Origin of the sequence: Kriegella aquimaris (assembly GCF_900103215.1) — a bacterium.
Lineage (GTDB): Bacteria > Bacteroidota > Bacteroidia > Flavobacteriales > Flavobacteriaceae > Kriegella > Kriegella aquimaris.
The window spans coordinates 585,770-603,110 of record NZ_FNGV01000001.1 but is presented as its reverse complement, the minus strand read 5'-3'; the positions used below and the strand labels follow the sequence as shown (position 1 = coordinate 603,110).

Genomic DNA, 17,341 nt, shown 5'->3' with positions numbered 1-17,341 from the left:
TAAGTACTAGGTAAAAAGTATATAGTCGTTTGTTACTTGGTCAAGAATTGCACATACGCCAGGGCATAGTTGTGTTGAAAAATTGTGCTGTAATATTCCAACTGTTTTTGCGCGTACTGGGTCTCTGCCATTAATAAATCTGTTGTTCTTTCCAGTCCTTGTTGAAAACGGTTGGTACGTATGCGTAGTGATTCCTTAGATTGTTCCAGGGCAAGGGCTGTAAGCTCCAAGTTGTTTTTGGCATCTTGGAGCGAACGTTTAGCCCTATTCAGCTCTACCTGACTTTCCGCTTTATATTGTTCGAGTTGTAATTTTGATTTTTCGTATTCCGCTTTGCTCTTTTGTGCTTTCCCGAAGCGCTTGCTACCTTCCAGTATATTCCACTTCAGTTCGGCTCCGAATAGATAACCGTCGGCATTCCCTTGAAAAACTTCATCATCATGCAGTTCATAAGTACCAAATGCATTAAGGCGGGGTAAAAAGCTCATTTTATCTGCTTGATGCATTTGTTGGTAGGCTTTGCTGGCCGATGCCATAGCCTGAATATCGGCCCTGTTCACTGAAAGTTGCTGTACGTTCGTTTCGTCTGAAGTAACTTTTAGGGAATCTATAGGTTGTAGTATTGCATAACTGGAATCATTCATCAATACCGACAAATAATTGGAAGCATTTTGAATGTTGCTCTTTGCATACTGTAATTGGTTTTCAATTTCACCGACCCTTACCTCCACGGCAAGAATATCGGATTTTTGCAAATAGCCTTGTTTGAAATTGTTGTCTGCTATGCGTTTATTGTCCATTGCGGCTTCTTTTGCTTTTTCCAAAACTTCCACGGTTTTATAGGCCAATTGAAGTTGCATATAGGCCTTATCGATTTCAAGTGCGATATACTGTTGCGTGCGCTCAGATTGTAATTCGGAGGCATTCCATTTAGCTTTTGCGGCCTTACGTTGAAAAATGCCATCAAAATTTATCAGGGGTTGCTGCACTTCGATCCTTGTAGCATAATCTTCGATTTGTCGAGGATTATTAAGTAGCGTGGGATCAAAATCACCTGCGGTCAAAATAGATTGATTCAATTTAGAACCAAATGCCATTAAAGGGTTTGTTGTGGCAATACCCGTATGTGAAATTCCCACATTTGGTAGCAACACGGCATTGGTCTGCCGATAATCGCCCAAGGCAGCTAAAACATCTTGTTCTGACATTTTAATAGTATTGTTGTTCTCCCTTACCTTGGCCACAACTTCTTCTTTGGTAATCAGTACACTTTGTTGCGCCCTTGTGAACGAGAACACTAATAAAAATATGATTGAGAATATATTGTACTTCATCTTCTTTAATTATTTGAGACAAAATTAGAGCGGTAAAATGAACTGCACAGTAACTAATGTTACCGAGTTATTTAAAAAGGACTTGAGAACCAGTTTGAGGTTCATCTTTACCAATAGTAATTACTAAATCAAATAGAGCCGTGCATTATTTAGCGGTAGCTGACTAAGGTCAGTCAAGACCAATGAATACTGCATTTTAATGTTTTCAATTGAAGAAATGCCTGCTATTCATCAACCAAAATTTTTCGATAAAATTATTTTAGAATTTCTTTTCCAAAAATACTATCGACCACATTGTTCGTTGGTATCGTTTATGATTAAGGTATATTCATCAGCTGTCAAAAATTGCGGGGTATATGAAATTCCGGAAGCTTTCAATGCCGAAGTAAAACTTCTTAAATGGTTGCGCGAACCGCATTGCAAGAATTCAAATACGCTAATTATTGAACTGTTCGACAGGTCGGCCATATATTTTTCCAAATCCACAATATCCAAATCTTCAATTGTGGCACCTACTTCAAGCGCGTTAATGTTATCGATCTTGCCTTTTAAAACAAACTGGTCGTAGAGCTTTTGAATATCGTTATTGATAAATTTCCCATCTGGTAATACGGAATAGGGTATGTCAAATTGTTCCAATAAATTAATAACAGCATCCATATGTGATTGTTCGCTGCGTTTTATATTGGAAAACTGATTGATGTTGTACAAACCATCTAAATAATCGTAGGTATCTCGCGCTAGTTTCTCCTCCTCCAACATAAACTGTAGGGCATCGTTGTCTTTTTTCGTAAGAGAAATGTTTTCCTGATCGACCGAAGGTGTATCGTCATTACTGCAGCTCGTAAAGACACTAAGCGATAGTAGAGATAATACTACCATAGCTTTTCTTGTTTTCTTTAAATGTTTCATGGCAAACTCTTTATATTGTAGTATCAAGTTCTATCAAAATAAAGACGTATACAGCAACCTAGGTTACATAAAGAAGGCACTCCCATCACAGAAGTGCCTATAACAACAAACAAACAATGCTGAAACGAAAACAGCAAACTTTTTATGAGAGATTAGGAATGCAAAGAATAGAAACCCGCCCATCAACCCTGCATACATTTTTGTTTTCAGAGGTTTGTAGATAATGGAGGAAGATTTGCTTAAACAACCGATTTCGATGAAAAATAAATATCTGGGTATCGCACCAATTGTTACTCCGCTTACCGTTAATACTATTGATTTCTAAATATTAACTTTTCGCTTTACGGGTTCCCCCGTGACCTCCTGCTACGATAACCAATATTTTCAAGCTCAACCAAATGAACTTAAAAAATTGAATAATAGGATTCATCATAAAAAAGCGCTTAGTTTTTGATATTCTTTGTGTCATTTTTATTTTTTTAACTATTAAGGCGGCTACTATTTATTATGGGCTATTCGGGTATCAACCACCAAAACGGCTTCATTTTTGCCTTATAAATAAACGCATAGTGCAAGGCTAATTTCAGCCAGTGCCCAGCCAGTCCGATTTCGCCAAAGGTCTTGCTTAGTTTTCGGCCTTGGGTATCAGGGTATTTGTTATAATCGGGAACGATAGGGTAGGTGGTTATGCTGACGCCACTACCTTTGGTCATTCCATACCCGGCAGAAGCGATGCAGGCCGCACCCATGTTGCCCATAGAACCTTTATGATTTAATTCTTTTTCACCGTTGATGACATCAATGATGTTGTCGGCAACCAGTTTAGCCGTAATACCAGATGGCATGCCTGTACGTGGCGGCGCCGGTGATATCGGTGTTCCATTTTTGCTAATCCTTGGTTTCGAAATCGCGTGTGGTGGGGCAAAGGCAATGCCAGGTGCAAAGATATTCTTATAAGATGGGTTTTGATAGGTTTCAGGCCAGTCTTGCACACTCCATTCTTCATAAGGTTTTGGTGTGTAATCGGCATCTACAATCATAAAACCTTTAAAAAGTTTTTCTGTGATGTCTTGATTATTTTTATCAAACGCTTTAAAACCATGCCCAGAAAATGCGGGAATCAACATAGCAAAATCATAGGTTTCGGAATGATATTCACCATCTAACGTTTCATAATGAGCTTGGCCATCTTCTATTTTATTAACTCCGGCACCGATAATCCATTTGATACCACGGTCTTCGAATACCATTTCTACCATTTCGCTTGACTTCATAATGTTGTTACCATAGCTGAGCAGCATGCCATCCATGCCAAAATCACCTAGTTTTGCCTCATTGGCAATCCAAACGATTTCTGCTTTATCACGTACATTATGCCGTCGCAGTTCTTGTTCTACATTCAGAATATATTCAAATGCCGCTCCTTGGCAGGTGGATTTTGCATGGCCTGTGCCAATTAGAATTTTAACTTTTTTACCTTGCTTCATTTGTTGAATCAAGTCGTTCAAAGCACTCCAAGCATGTTCGGCATGGGTATAGGTACAAACAGAGTAGGTTTTGTTCGTTCCCGGGTTTAACCCTTCGGTCATATCAAAGGCCAATTTTGGACCAGTAGCATTAATTAAATAATCGTATGTAACTTTTTCGGTTTGTCCCTTTTTTTCACCAACAACATATTCCACATTTACAAAGGGTTTTTCGGTATCATTATCCCCTTCGGGATGAAAAGTGGAAACTTTCGCCTGCTTGTATCCTATACCCTTTTTCTTGTACAAGGGTTGTAACGGAAATAGTATTTCCTCGGATTTCATCCTACCTATTCCCACCCAAATATTAGAAGGTATCCATTGATAATTACTATTCGGTGAAACGACTAAAACCTCATGTTGTTTCATCAACTTTCTACGAAGGTGCGCTGCGGCTACATGGCCTGAAATACCCGCACCTAATATGACTATCTTTGACATTCTTTGTTTCTTTAGTACTAAAATAAATGATGTTATAGTTTTAGGGAATGATATAAATCATGGGCGAAGCCCTCTTCAATCACATCGTTTTGGCCACTAATTCGGTCCATTGGTCATCAGACAATGTTTGTTTGACTAGGTTCCGGCATTTCGTTTTCCTTTCAACAATCTGAGTGCGTATTTTGTTGATTTCTTCGAAGTTTTTATAAATGATTTCCTTGGAAGTGTTTTTTAGTGATTTGTTATAAATATCCGCTTCCAATGAGATGATTTGGTTTGCCATTTTCATCATTTCCGGATGGTTCTGGGTACTCCAAGCGTCCGTTATCTTTTTTTGCTCTTGAGAAATATCCAATTCGGAAATATTCGCATTGATAACACTCATATAATTTGGTACTGGGTTGACGTGCTGTATCACTTCCATCATTTTTTTCCGTTCATTAAAAGGATGGTCTTTCTTATATTTGGAAACCAACATTTTCCATTGTTTAGACTTTAAGTTGTCTCGTAAAAGATCTCTGCAACTTAATTTGGTGGAAGCAACCTCTAATCGGAGATTATTTGTTTCATCTACTTTTTTTAATATTTCGTCATCAGGGGCACTATTTTGAGAAAGCGATTTACCCTCTTTTTCCAAGTCGGCTATCCGCTTGTTTTTTGCTGCGATTATAGATTGGTGTTCCTTGCCCCATTCGGTAAAAAGATTCAATTGCGTTTCAGAGAGTTTAAGGCCATTGTTTTCGGCAAGTACGATTTTCATTAAGTTCGGGCCTGGAAAGTAATCCTCAATATTGACAGAACCCCCTTGTGCACTTAACATCATGGTCGCCCCTGTAAAAAGGGCCATAAGAACTACGAAAGAAATTTTACTATTTTTCATTTTTTATATAGCTTTAAATTTCTAACTAAGTTCAGGAAAGTGGATAAGCTGCACAGCAACTTTTGTTACAGAGGAAGATTTGGTTTCAATAAATCAAAACCGTAATAACTCGGTCATTATTCCAAAGCGAACGACGTCTAAACGATGTTCAAAATAGATGTTATAATAATCTACCCCGTGGTACAGTTGCACGAAAAAGCCAATTTCCTCCAAAAATTTTGGGTGGTAATAAAACGTAAGCCTAGCGTTGAACCTTTTTAAATTAAAAGTGTCCCAATCATTGATTTTGTCAATCAGCCATATGGTTTCTAATTTTACCGAAAAATCGGCCCTTACGGAACCACCGTGTCCCATTCTTGTGGGAAGTTTATAGGCTAAAAAGTCGTTGTGCCAACGGAAACCGCTATAGCGCCCATGCATCTTATCCAGCATCCAACTTCGGGGATGGACCTCAAAAGAACTTTTGAAGAATTTTGAGGCATTCAATGGTTTGCTGAACGATGTTTTTATCAGGCCCAGTTCAAAAAAGTTCGTGGCAAAATTACCGTCCTGTAAATTGATATCACCATTATTGTCATAAAAATTTCCATCCTGTCCATTCGAATGGTGGGCTAATTTTCCAAAAAGCGTGTAACCGTTGGCTGGATTTTTATCTCCGGTCAAATAGTAAAAAGTAATCTGGGGAATGTAACTGGGTGTTTTTACGGGATAGGAATCCTCATTGTACATTCGGATCGTAATCTGCGACGTAAGTACCGCCATCAAGTTAGATTCTTTCCTTTCACGGATGATAAAGCTGGGGTTTACGTTGGCCTCGAACATTAGTGGTTCAAGATTTCCAATATCCGTGGGAAATGTGATGTAACTATCACTTTGGTTGACCTGGGCAATCTTGGCAAGATCAAGCTGGGGAATACTAGAGGTTGTGTCTTGGGCCTCCAAGCTCAAAATAACCAAGTTCATTAAAATCAGAATGTATAATTTTTTGTTCATTCTTTTGTGATTCTTAGATACGCCAACAGGGCAAAAACAAGGGATAGGGTAATTCTAAAAAACAACGCACCTACGGTTTTTGTTTCATAGAGGCCCCCACCATTGATGTGAAAGTATAGTACTATAAGAGCGAGTACCAAAATAAGGGCAGATGCCGTGAGTAATTTATAGGTCCACCTTCTTAGCTTTATAAATCCGTAGACAGCGAGAAGATAGAGCCAGCTGCAGACAAAATTCGCCCAGACAACAAAAGGTACGTAGTTGCCTTCCTTAGCGCGTATTCCGAACCAATCAAAGAGCACTGAACTGCTCAAAAATAAGGTCAACAGGGCGAATACCGTTAAAATGGCTATAACAGGGTAACTGAAACTTTTTCTCTTTATCATCTTGAACTACTTTCTGAGGTTACTTTTCAACTACCTTCCCCGAACCACCATTTCGGTTTTTGTTGTTTTGGTGTCAGTTTAAACTTTTTGATGGCGTGGGTTTTTATATGCTCGGCCATTTCTTCCACAGAATCGGTTACGAAAAGTAGTTTCATGTCTTCTGGGCTTATACTTTCGTTTTCGGCCATTATTTTAATATGGTGACATAGTTCTTTGTGGTATTCCGAACCAAAAATAACAACTGGGAAATCTTCAATCATTTTGGTTTGAATCAAGGTAATTGATTCGAAGAGTTCGTCAAGTGTTCCCATCCCGCCGGGCATGACAACGAATGCGTACGAATATTTTATCAACACGTATTTTCGAACGAAAAAATAGCGGATGTCGATCCATTTGTGCAAATACGGATTCGGTTTTTGTTCAAACGGCAGAATAATATTACATCCCACAGAATAACCGCCAGCTTCGTAAGCCCCTTTATTCGCTGCTTCCATAATACCCGGCCCACCACCGGTCATAACGGTAAAGCCTAATTTTGCCAAAGCGGCCCCGACCAGTTCGGCCTGTTTGTAATAGGGATTGGATTTATCAAACCGCGCTGATCCAAAAACGGTTACACAGGGCCCGATAAAGTGCATTTTTCGAAAGGCCTTTATGAAACTAAACGCTACCCTGAAGGTAAAGAACAGTTCTTTAAATCTGGACAAAGGCCCCGACAGAAATTTAGATTCTTCGGGTTGTAAACGATTGTTGTTGTTTTCCATTAGCTTACTTTTTTATAACTCCATACGGCCAACCCATTCATTATTAGGGCATAGAGCAAAGTTTTAATGACTTGCGGATATATATCTTGCAAGTCTGCACCTTTTAACATGACCATGCGCATGACCTGCACAAAGTATTTGATAGGATTGAATTCTGTTAGTATCTGGGCCCATTTCGGCATACTTTCTACTGGGGTGAACAGACCGCTCATCAATATGAAAATGACCATAAAGAACCATGCGATAAACATTGCTTGTTGTTGTGTATCTGTAAAATTCGAAATGAACAGCCCGATACCAAGAATAACCAAAATATAGATGATGGTATAACCGTACATCAAGAGAATGCTTCCCACCATGGGAACTTGGAATAGTAGTTTGGCAATGATCAAGCCCACCGTCAAGAGTACCAGACCGAGTACTAAAAACGGAAAAAGTTTACCTATAATGAATTGATATTTTTTGATAGGGGTGACATTAATCTGTTCTAAAGTGCCAATTTCTTTTTCCCTTACGATATTCATTCCCGAAAGGAAAAGTGTGATCATGGTTACCAATAAAACTAAAATTCCGGGTACCATAAAAGTTTTATAATTCAAGGTCTCGTTGTACCAAAAAGAGGGAATCGTAATAATGTTTTGGGGCTTTGCCATAGCATCGCCAGTTTGCATTAATGCTACTTTCGCATTTTGGTTAAACTGTTGCACAATCTGGTTAATGTAGACATTTTCTACTCCAGCAGCTGCACCATCGATAGCATTGATGGTGACAGATAGATTTGTTTTTTTATCCTTTAAAAGATTTCGTTCAAAATGGGAAGGAATTTCTATAATTACATCCACTTTTCCATCTAACATCGCCGATTTTGCCATTTTAGCGGAAGGGAAACTATGGAGTACATCAAAATAAGTCGATGCTTCGAATTTGTCCACAAGCGCTCGCGAGAAAGAGGTTTTGTCGTTATCGATGTAAGAAAATTTGATGTTCTTGACCTCGAAGGTAGCCGCATTCGCCAAGATGATCAATTGAATCATGGGCAACACAAAAATGATAGGTAACATCGCCTTATTTCTAAAGATTTGTTTGAATTCTTTTTGGATGATGTAGCGTATGGTGTTCATTGTGTTGATTGCTAGCTGTTACGTACTAGATGTTACACTTCTTCTTTAAATTAGTTTTCGTTCTCAATTCGCACTTGATATTTGTTTTTTCATTCCAATCTTATTTTATATTTCTTCACGCTCATGGCCATAAAGAAAAGCGTCATACCGACCAAAATCAACGATTCTTTCCAGAGATAGGCCAATCCCACTCCCTTGAGCATAATTCCTTTTAGAATAATAATAAACCATTTGGCGGGTATTGCATTGCTGATAATCTGTAGTGGCAACGGCATACTTGATATGGGAAATATAAACCCAGACAGCAGTATTACCGGAAGCATCAAACCCATCAAGGAAACCATCATTGCGGTTTGTTGTGTGGAGGAAATGGTAGAAATTAAAATTCCGAGCGAAAGTGCATTGATGATAAATAAAATGCTTTCCGCTCCCAATAAAAACAGACTACCTTCAACGGGCATTTTAAATACGAAAATGCTCAAAATAATAATGATCACCGCATTAATTACCGATAGAAACACATAGGGAACCACTTTACCGATAATTACTTGAGCGGGTTTTAACGGGGAAACCAAAAGGATTTCCATGGTACCCAATTCTTTTTCTCGAGTGATTGAAATGGAGGTCATCATAGCAGATACCAACATCAAAATTATGGTCATTACCCCTGGCACGAACATAAAGACACTTTTCAACTCAGGGTTATAGACCATGCGCGTTTGTGGAACGATTTGATAGGATATGGCCACGTTTTGGTTCAATTCTTGTTGGTATTTTTGCAAAATGGCCCCCGTGTAATTGCTGATGGTGTTGGCCGTATTGGGATCTGTGGCATCGGTCAAAATCTGTACGGTTGCCCCATTTTCGGCGATTAGTTTCCGGCTAAAGTCGGGTTCAAAATTCAATACCGCTTTTATTTGACCCTTTTCAAAGACCTTTTCGATAGCCGTTTCGTTGTCTATAAATGCCTTTATACTAAAATATTTAGAAGCCGCGATTTTATCGATTATTTCTTTGGTGACATCATCTTTGGAGTGGTCGAGTACCGCGATATCTACATTGTTAATTTCATTGGTGATGGCAAAACCGAAAAGCATAATCTGCACAATGGGCATACCGAAAAGAATGAACAGCGAGCGTCTATCCCTTAAAATGTGGAAGAATTCTTTCTTGATAAAGCCTATGAAACGTTTCATTTTGATGTGCTACTTTGTTATTCGGTAATGTTCATCGCACTTGCGGTTATATCAAGCACAGCGAAATCATATCTTCAACCTTGTCTTCCGCTAGCAGCTTGCTTCGTTTCTCGCAAAGATGTTTGATTTTCAACACTGTTTTATTTATGATTTTCTCCATATCTTTTTTCTTTACTCAATATTCCGTGCCAATTTTAGAAATACTTTGTTCATAGAGTCTACTTTGTATTTTTCTTTCAGGTTCTTGGGTGTATCCAACGCTTCTATCTTTCCTGCTACCATTATAGAAACCCTGTCACAGTATTCCGCCTCGTCCATATAATGCGTGGTTACGAAAATGGTCTTGCCGTTGTTGGCTTCGCGATAGATCATTTCCCAAAATTGACGTCGGGTTATAGGGTCTACACCTCCCGTGGGCTCATCTAAAAAAATGATTTTTGGATCATGCAATAAGGCTACGGAAAATGATACTTTCTGTTTCCAACCCAAAGGCAAAGATCCTACCAACTTATCCGCCTCGTCGTGCAGGCCAAGCTCATCAATCAGGTTTTTCGACTTCGCTTTGATTACGGATTTTTTCAAACCATAGATTCCACCAAAAAAAACAATATTCTCTTTAATCGTCAAATCGTTGTACAGCGAGAATCGTTGGCTCATGTAGCCGATACTCTTTTTGATGTCTTCGGCTTGGGTTCGTACATCGAAACCCGCTACATTTGCTTCTCCTTTTGTTGGTTTAGAAATGCCTATCAACATTTTCATTGCTGTAGTCTTGCCCGCGCCGTTCGCCCCCAAAAAGCCGAAGACTTCGCCCTTTCCCACTTCGAACGAAATAGCATCTACGGCAGTAAAGTCACCAAAGGTTTTGGTCAGGTTCTTTACCGTTATGGCATTTTCGTTAGTCATGTGCGTTTACTTCTCTAGTGTGGGTCAGTTCCATAAATGTGTCTTCTATTGAAGCGTCGATTTTCTCAACTTCGATTTGGGTATGCTTTTTTTGCTCTAAAAAATGAATCAGTTCTTCAGGGTCAAGGTTTTCATCGGTACTGGTAAAATGTAAATATTCCCCAAAGGGATAAGCAGAATGTGTTTTTGGATATGTTTTGAGGTCTTTGATCAAACGATACGTTTCCGACGTACGCACTTTATATATTGTTTTAGGAAACGCTTGCATAATCGCTTGGGGCGTATCGACCTGTAATATTTCGCCATCGGTAATCAGCGCTATTCGGTCACAAAGTTCCGCCTCGTCCATATAAGGTGTGGAAACTAAAATAGTAATGTCCTTTTTCTGCAAACGTTTTAGCATTTCCCAGAATTCCTTTCGGGAAACAGGATCTACACCTGTGGTTGGCTCATCTAAAAACAACACTTTGGGTTTATGAATCAGGGCACATGATAGCGCCAATTTTTGTTTCATTCCGCCAGAAAGTTTGCCCGCCCTTCGATTTTTAAAAGGTTCTATTTGCATATAAATATCTTTTATTAAATCGTAGTTTTCCTCGATGGTGGTTCCAAAGATGGTAGCGAAAAACGTTAGGTTTTCAGCTACTGTCAAATCTTGGTATAATGAAAAGCGGCCGGGCATATAGCCGGCATGGCTCCTAATGTCTTTGTAATCTTTTATGATATCATAATCGGCAACAGTAGCCTCTCCCTTATCAGGAAATAGTAAGGTGGTCAATATGCGGAACAAGGTGGTCTTGCCAGCCCCATCGGGACCGATCAACCCAAACAGTTCCCCTTGCTTTATATCAAAGGAAATATCGGTCAAGGCCTTGACCTTACCGTATGATTTGCTGATGTTCTTTATCGAAATTGACATAATTATTTCGTCTTTACTCGCTAGTTTTCCCTAGCCACATCTCCGCAGGCATTCCTATTTTTAGGCTTCCATCGTTTTTAACCTTGACTTTAACCGCGTAGACCAGATTTACACGCTCTTCTTTTGTTTGAATGATCTTCGGAGTAAATTCGGCGGTATCGGAAATCCATGATATTTGCCCTGTATACGATTTCATTGTGTCCCCCGAATCGATTTTTACGGTAACTTCTTGGCCTACTTTTAGATTGGCCAATTCGGTCTCGCTTATGTAAACACGGAGTTCCATTTGATCAAGATTGGCGATTTTATAGAGGGGCTTTCCGAAAGCGGTTATCTCGTTTGGTTCGACATATTTGACCAAAACGGTTCCTTTGACGGGATTTTCAATGATACTCTTTTGAATTTGATCGACTATCTGTTGTATCTGTATCTCAATACTTTTTACTTCGTTGACTATGGGAGCATTTTGGGTTTCGACACTTCTCATTTGTTGTTTTAGGATGTCGATCTGCCCATTGATGTCGTCCAATTGTTTTGTGGTGGCGGCATTTGCTTTTACAAGGTTTTCGATACGTTGTTGGTCATTTGTAGCTACCCGTAGTTGTTCTTTTAGTACTTCCCTTTGTGACAATACATTTCTTGATTTCGAGAAAATGGTATTTTTTGATGCCAGCAATTGATTTCTCTTTAACGAGAGTTGTATGGTATCGATGACGCCGACAATCGTACCCTGTTCCAAAACTTCTCCTTCTTCTGCAGAAAAGGTCAAAAGTTTTCCATTCGCCTCTGCGGAAATCGTTGTTTCCGTAGCCTCAAAATTTCCGTATCCATCCGCTTTATCGCCATTGTCTGAACAGGCTAATAAGATGGCTGAGAGTACCGCTGATATAATTATTTGTTTCATTCGTATGGATTGAGTTGAAATCAGTTTTTGTAATATGTTCCTTTTGTAATCTGATATTGAATTTTGTTCAACAGTAGTTGTGTTTCATGTACATTCATTTGGCTTTTAGATTCGTAGAGATTCGTAAATTCCGTGATGTAGGCCGATGCCGTGATAATCCCGTTCTTTAGTTGGGATTCTGCCGTTTTCAAAATGCTTTCCCGAATGGAAATAATCTCATTATCTGTGGAAATCAAGTCCTTGATCTTGTCGATTTCCGATTGTAGGTTGATTAATTCCAAATCGTTGTTAAGTTCAAAGGTCTCCTTTTGTGAATCGATGATTTGTTTATTAATTTCTAGCGATTGCTTTTCGGTTTTGGTTTTGTTCCAATCAAATACATTCCAATTCATTTTTAATCCGGCCATATAGAAAGTGTTGAAAGAATTGTCGAGCATGTTCAGTCCCGGGTTGCCATAACCACCTTGTGCAAAAGCGTTAAGTTTTGGAAGGTTTGATTTTGAAATTAATTTTGAAGCATAAGCGACCTGTTCTTTCTGAAGGTCAAAAAGCTGAAGTTCTGGCCGAGCAGATTCGACACCTGACATAATAACCACGGGGAGTGTCAAGTTCACATCTGCTGATAATTCTTTCCCTATCAAGAGTGACAATCGTTTTATAAGCGCAGATTTATTGAAATCGAGTTCAATAAATTGTTGCCTGATCTTTAAGAGTTCAGCATGTAAAACTTGTTCCGAAGATGCCAACAAAGCTCCATATTTCACGCCCGCTTTTACTTCTTCTAATCGGGCATTTAATTGTTTCTCTTTCGCTGTTAACAGATTATGATTTTCTTGTAGCAATAAAACGGACAAGTACAATTGGTTGACTTGATTTTTCAGTGTGTAAAGATTAACTTCTACCTGCTGTTGGTTTACTTTTGAGATAGCTTCCTTTACCTTGGAAGTTGCATCGATCATACCTCCGTTATAAATCAGCTGGTTTGCGTCTAAGGTTGCCCGGTATTGATCTTTGTTGGGCGGTTCAAGCCTTAAATTGGGTAGTTGTATTGGCAAGCTTGTAACGTCAGATTGATAAGTGGCTTGAGCGTTTACATTTAATTTGGGTAGTTTGTCCTTATTGATAGCCTCAATAGCCAAACGTGATTGATTTTCAATCAATTCGGATTGTTTTACTAACGGATAATTTTTGGCTACCAGATCAAAGCATTCGTCAAGCGTAAGCGTCTGCTGCGCCAAGGAGACAAAGGGCAAGATTAGTGCCAGTAAAATCAATTGTTTTCGCATTTTGACTAATTTATAGGTTGTCAAATTCCTTTTTTTTAATGTGCTTTCCAATGACATACGTCATACCTTTATTGAGTTGATAATCAATTCAGAAATCAGCGACTTTCGTTCTTCCATCATTTTGTTAAATGAATCTTTATCGAGTTTTAATATTCCTTTTACTAATCCACTCCCCACAAAGGGGAAGGCGCAGAGCGAAAAAAGATTCAGTAAAAGTTGTTTTGGATCCGTAGGTTTTAAGATGCCTTTTTCGACCTCGTGCGCAATCTGCTTTTCGAACGATATCGGATTCGGAGACGAATGTGCATTGAAAAATGAGTCTGCGAAATCGGGATTGATATTTATTTCTTGAATGAGGAACGTGGGCAAATAAGGGTTTTCGAGAACAAAAGAGATATAATTTTCGGCAAAATCTTGAATCTTTTTAAAGACAGGGGCTTCCGAGTTAAATATTCCATTCATTTGAGGCGCAAATTTTTGGAATGCTTCCATAAAGACAGCTTCAAATAACTGTTGTTTGTTACGAAAATAGTAATGCAACATCGCTTTATTGATTTTAGCTTCATCAGCAATTTCTTGCATTCTAGCTCCCGCCATTCCTTTTTTTTGAAATATAGCGATGGCAGCTTTTAGGATAATTTTTTCGGTACTTGAATCTTTCATTAACTATTTAGTTTAACCAAATGGTTAGTAAATTTACAAAAAAATATTCAATCTCCTCAGTCTCAAAGAAAAACAGGAATATTCTAAGGTACGCCACGTGCAAAATTTCAAAACAAATTAGAGGAATAAGTCGCAAAGAGACAGGGTATGCCGTGCTTTTATGCCATAGAAGAGTAAGTGGGTCTCTATGACTATATGCATTAGTGGAAAGCATCGCGATGCTAAAATAAAGTGCGTAGTGTGACAAATGTCACTTTATAAGATAAATTTTGAACGTAGTTTTGGCGTGTGAAAATTCCGCATGTAGTCATATCAACAGTATTCCTTGTGATTACTTTGGCAAGTACCCTTAAGATTTCGGGTACCTTGGGCTATTATGCCATTTTTACCAATGATTTTATCGAAAACTTCTGCGAAAACAAAGACCGTCCCGAATTACATTGTGATGGCAAATGTGCCTTATCGCAGATGCTTTCACAAGAAAGTCTGGATAATAAAGACCCCATAAACCTTGATTTTTTAAAAATTGAAACGGTATTATTTTTAGATTCAGTTTTTAAGCTTGATTTTTTTATTCCCTATAATTGTACATCTCATTTTGATTTATGCTATAACAATAATTACCACCTCGATCTTATCGATCGCATCACACATCCTCCTCGAATCTAAGGTTATATTTCTTTTCTACCGCTTCGAATCCCGCAAACAGCGTTTTCGAAAGTATCTCTACGTATAATTTTAAAGATTCAAAAAATGAATTTCAAATATCTATTGGTTCCCATGCTTTTTGCATTCGGGCAGCTTGTCAACGCACAGAATTTTATTGGAAAGGTCATGGAGGGCCAAAATAAGAGTCCACTTGAAGAAGCACATGTCATTCCACAGAAGGGTAGTGCCACTTACACGGATAGTAATGGAAACTTTCAATTGACGATTCCTGAGGACGGCACATCTATGACTATTTCCTATATGGGGTATAAAACAAACCAGTATTTTATTGTGCCGAATTCTGAGGTAAAACAATTTCTACTGGAAGAGGAACCCATTGAAGTTAATGGGGTCTTAGTGACTGGGAATGCCAAAATTGATCCTGTATTTGCAGTAGTGACCAACGATTATGTTAAGAAAATAGTCCAGCCGAGAAATGTTGCCGATCTGTTTACAGATCTCAACGGGTTTTCGCTCATCAAGCGGGGCAACTATGCTATTGACCCTTCCTTTAGAGCCACACAATATGAACAATTGAATGTACAATTTGATGGTGGAACAAAAGCCATGCATGCCTGCCCCAACCGAATGGATCCTATTACCACGCATGTCATTCCTGAAGAAATCGAAAAAATAGAAATCATTAAAGGACCATATACCGTGCGTTACGGAGCCACCTTTGGAGGTATCGTCAATATGGTGACACAAAAACCAGGAGCCGACGATTACGGTATCAGCGGAAGCGTTCATGCAGGCTATGAAACCAACGGCAACTCATTGGTTTCTATGGCGCGTTTACAGCAGGCCACTTCAACATATGATGTGGTGGGTAATGTCGGATTTAGAGATTTTGGCAACTATGAAGATGGTGACGGAGTTGAAATACCTTCATCTTTTCGAAGTTTGGATTACGGACTTCGTCTAGGGTACAACCTAACCGAAAATCAGCGCCTTCAGGCACATTGGAGGCAATCTTATGGAAGAGATGTTTTGCATGCGGGACTGCCAATGGATACCGATGAGGATAATAGTTCTATACTTTCGGTAGATTATTCATTGGATGGTCTAAATGGTATGGTCAAAGGGTTGGATGCCAAAGTCTACTATAGTTATGTTGATCATATTATGACCAATACCCTCAGACCTAGTTTTATGATGACCGAGGCCATTTCTGCTATTGATGCTGTTACCGCAGGAGGTAAATTGGAACTAGAACTAAAACCTACCGACAAACTTACATTGTTTACTGGTGTCGATATGTTACATATTGCCCGAGACGGTGAGCGCACGCGACTGGTTAAACGAAATATGATGGGGCCTTTGGCAACTCCCATGGAATTTACCGATAAGGTATGGCAAGATTCTTACATCAACGATTTGGGGGTATTTTTAGAAGGCAAATATCCTATTAGTGATAAAACCATGATGACGGTTGGTGTGCGCTACGACGGAGTTACTTCTGAAATTCAGGATCCTGAGGCCGATTTCGCCGCGTTATATCCTGATTTGGATAAACGTACAGAGCATAATCTTAGTGGAACGACCTCAATAAAATATGCACTTTCCAATCAATTTTTAATGGAAGTTGCTTACGGTAGGGGCGTACGTTCGGCAAATATGATCGAACGGGCCATAAATCATTTTACCGTTGGGCAAGACTCTTATGAATATATAGGTAACCCAAACCTCGATGCCGAGGTCAACAATCAATTCGAAGTTGGTTTTAAAGGAAAAATACCGATGCAGGCCAAAGGTTTCGACCAATTCAATTACAGCAGTTCATTCTACTATTCAATTTACGAAAACTATATCGTGGCGGTAATCGATCCGACCCAGACCCGAAAGTTTATGCCTACTCAACAACCTGTAAACCCTAAGGTATTCCGTAATTTGGACAATGCTTATAAAACCGGTTTTGAAGTGATGGCGGGTATTGATTTTTTGACCGATTTTAATTTTACGACGGAAATGGCCTATGTTTACGCTAAGAATAAAGATTTAAATGAATCCCTGCCGTTGGTGCCACCTTTGGTGACTCGCTTCAAACTTGCCTTTGAACGTGAGAAATTCTGGGCAAATGCGAATTACACATTGACTTCTACGCAAAATAATATCGCTTCTTCTTTTGGGGAAAATACCACTGATGGGTATGAAGTATTGGATATTCGTTTGGGGGTAGTTCCATTTAAAAACGTTACGCTTGGAGTCGCTGCTTTAAATGTGTTCGATGTAACTTATAATAACCATTTAAACTTTTCCTTTAATAATCAGGCCGATTTCGGTAGTGTTCCTATCAATGATCCGGGAAGAAATTTGTCGGCTTTTGTACAGTATAAATTTTAAAGTAAAAAAATGGGGGCTAAATGCCCCCATTATATTTTGGTGTCCACAAACCGAAGCAT

General features: G+C 39.0%; 17 protein-coding genes. 2 read left to right on the top strand and 15 right to left on the bottom strand.

Annotation, left to right across the window (positions count from 1 at the left end; all coding sequences use genetic code 11):
• Positions 1-32 precede the first annotated feature (32 nt).
• The 15 genes from BLS33_RS02620 to BLS33_RS02555 all read right to left on the bottom strand — a co-directional run bounded on the left by BLS33_RS02620 (position 33) and on the right by BLS33_RS02555 (position 14,231).
• On the bottom strand, positions 33-1,334 hold the full coding sequence (locus BLS33_RS02620; protein WP_089884970.1) for a TolC family protein: 1,302 nt from the start codon (positions 1,332-1,334) through the stop codon (positions 33-35).
• Between the two features lie 282 nt (positions 1,335-1,616).
• Positions 1,617-2,246 carry a ferritin-like domain-containing protein gene (locus tag BLS33_RS02615; protein ID WP_089884968.1) on the bottom strand — a complete coding sequence of 210 codons (630 nt, stop codon included), beginning with the start codon at positions 2,244-2,246 and terminating at the stop codon, positions 1,617-1,619.
• A gap of 328 nt (positions 2,247-2,574) precedes the next feature.
• Positions 2,575-2,715: a hypothetical protein gene (locus tag BLS33_RS24760; RefSeq protein ID WP_176801306.1), complete on the bottom strand. Its 141-nt coding sequence runs from the start codon at positions 2,713-2,715 to the stop codon at positions 2,575-2,577.
• A gap of 43 nt (positions 2,716-2,758) precedes the next feature.
• Positions 2,759-4,213, bottom strand: a complete 1,455-nt coding sequence (locus BLS33_RS02610) for an NAD(P)/FAD-dependent oxidoreductase (protein ID WP_089884966.1) — start codon at positions 4,211-4,213, stop codon at positions 2,759-2,761.
• Between the two features lie 79 nt (positions 4,214-4,292).
• Entirely contained in the window at positions 4,293-5,093 is an 801-nt protein-coding gene (locus BLS33_RS02605; protein ID WP_089884964.1) for a hypothetical protein, read from the bottom strand.
• Positions 5,094-5,186: 93 nt separating this feature from the next.
• Positions 5,187-6,086, bottom strand: a complete 900-nt coding sequence (locus BLS33_RS02600; RefSeq protein ID WP_245731253.1) for a hypothetical protein — start codon at positions 6,084-6,086, stop codon at positions 5,187-5,189.
• Positions 6,083-6,472, bottom strand: coding sequence for a hypothetical protein (locus tag BLS33_RS02595; protein ID WP_089884962.1), 390 nt, complete (start codon positions 6,470-6,472; stop codon positions 6,083-6,085). The genes BLS33_RS02600 and BLS33_RS02595 overlap by 4 nt, the downstream gene beginning before the upstream one ends.
• Positions 6,473-6,498: 26 nt before the next feature.
• Positions 6,499-7,236: an LOG family protein gene (locus tag BLS33_RS02590; protein WP_089884960.1), complete on the bottom strand. Its 738-nt coding sequence runs from the start codon at positions 7,234-7,236 to the stop codon at positions 6,499-6,501.
• Positions 7,236-8,357 (bottom strand): ABC transporter permease, encoded by a 1,122-nt coding sequence (locus BLS33_RS02585; protein WP_089884958.1) that lies wholly within the window; start codon positions 8,355-8,357, stop codon positions 7,236-7,238. Before BLS33_RS02585 ends, BLS33_RS02590 begins: the two co-directional genes overlap by 1 nt.
• Positions 8,358-8,446: 89 nt before the next feature.
• Positions 8,447-9,553 (bottom strand): ABC transporter permease, encoded by a 1,107-nt coding sequence (locus tag BLS33_RS02580; RefSeq protein WP_089884956.1) that lies wholly within the window; start codon positions 9,551-9,553, stop codon positions 8,447-8,449.
• A 171-nt stretch (positions 9,554-9,724) separates the two neighbouring features.
• Complete coding sequence (locus BLS33_RS02575) at positions 9,725-10,459, bottom strand: ABC transporter ATP-binding protein (RefSeq protein ID WP_089884954.1); 735 nt, start codon at positions 10,457-10,459, stop codon at positions 9,725-9,727.
• Positions 10,452-11,378: an ABC transporter ATP-binding protein gene (locus BLS33_RS02570; protein ID WP_176801305.1), complete on the bottom strand. Its 927-nt coding sequence runs from the start codon at positions 11,376-11,378 to the stop codon at positions 10,452-10,454. Before BLS33_RS02570 ends, BLS33_RS02575 begins: the two co-directional genes overlap by 8 nt.
• Positions 11,379-11,391: 13 nt before the next feature.
• Complete coding sequence (locus BLS33_RS02565; RefSeq protein ID WP_089884950.1) at positions 11,392-12,282, bottom strand: HlyD family secretion protein; 891 nt, start codon at positions 12,280-12,282, stop codon at positions 11,392-11,394.
• 20 nt (positions 12,283-12,302) lie between these two features.
• Positions 12,303-13,568, bottom strand: a complete 1,266-nt coding sequence (locus BLS33_RS02560; RefSeq protein ID WP_089886179.1) for a TolC family protein — start codon at positions 13,566-13,568, stop codon at positions 12,303-12,305.
• A gap of 60 nt (positions 13,569-13,628) precedes the next feature.
• Positions 13,629-14,231, bottom strand: coding sequence for a TetR/AcrR family transcriptional regulator (locus BLS33_RS02555; RefSeq protein WP_089884948.1), 603 nt, complete (start codon positions 14,229-14,231; stop codon positions 13,629-13,631).
• 327 nt (positions 14,232-14,558) lie between these two features.
• On the opposite strand from BLS33_RS02555, the gene BLS33_RS02550 reads away from it, so the two are divergent.
• Both BLS33_RS02550 and BLS33_RS02545 read left to right on the top strand, forming a co-directional pair.
• On the top strand, positions 14,559-14,900 hold the full coding sequence (locus tag BLS33_RS02550; RefSeq protein WP_143017560.1) for a hypothetical protein: 342 nt from the start codon (positions 14,559-14,561) through the stop codon (positions 14,898-14,900).
• 84 nt (positions 14,901-14,984) lie between these two features.
• Positions 14,985-17,282, top strand: coding sequence for a TonB-dependent receptor domain-containing protein (locus tag BLS33_RS02545; RefSeq protein ID WP_089884944.1), 2,298 nt, complete (start codon positions 14,985-14,987; stop codon positions 17,280-17,282).
• Positions 17,283-17,341: the final 59 nt, after the last annotated feature.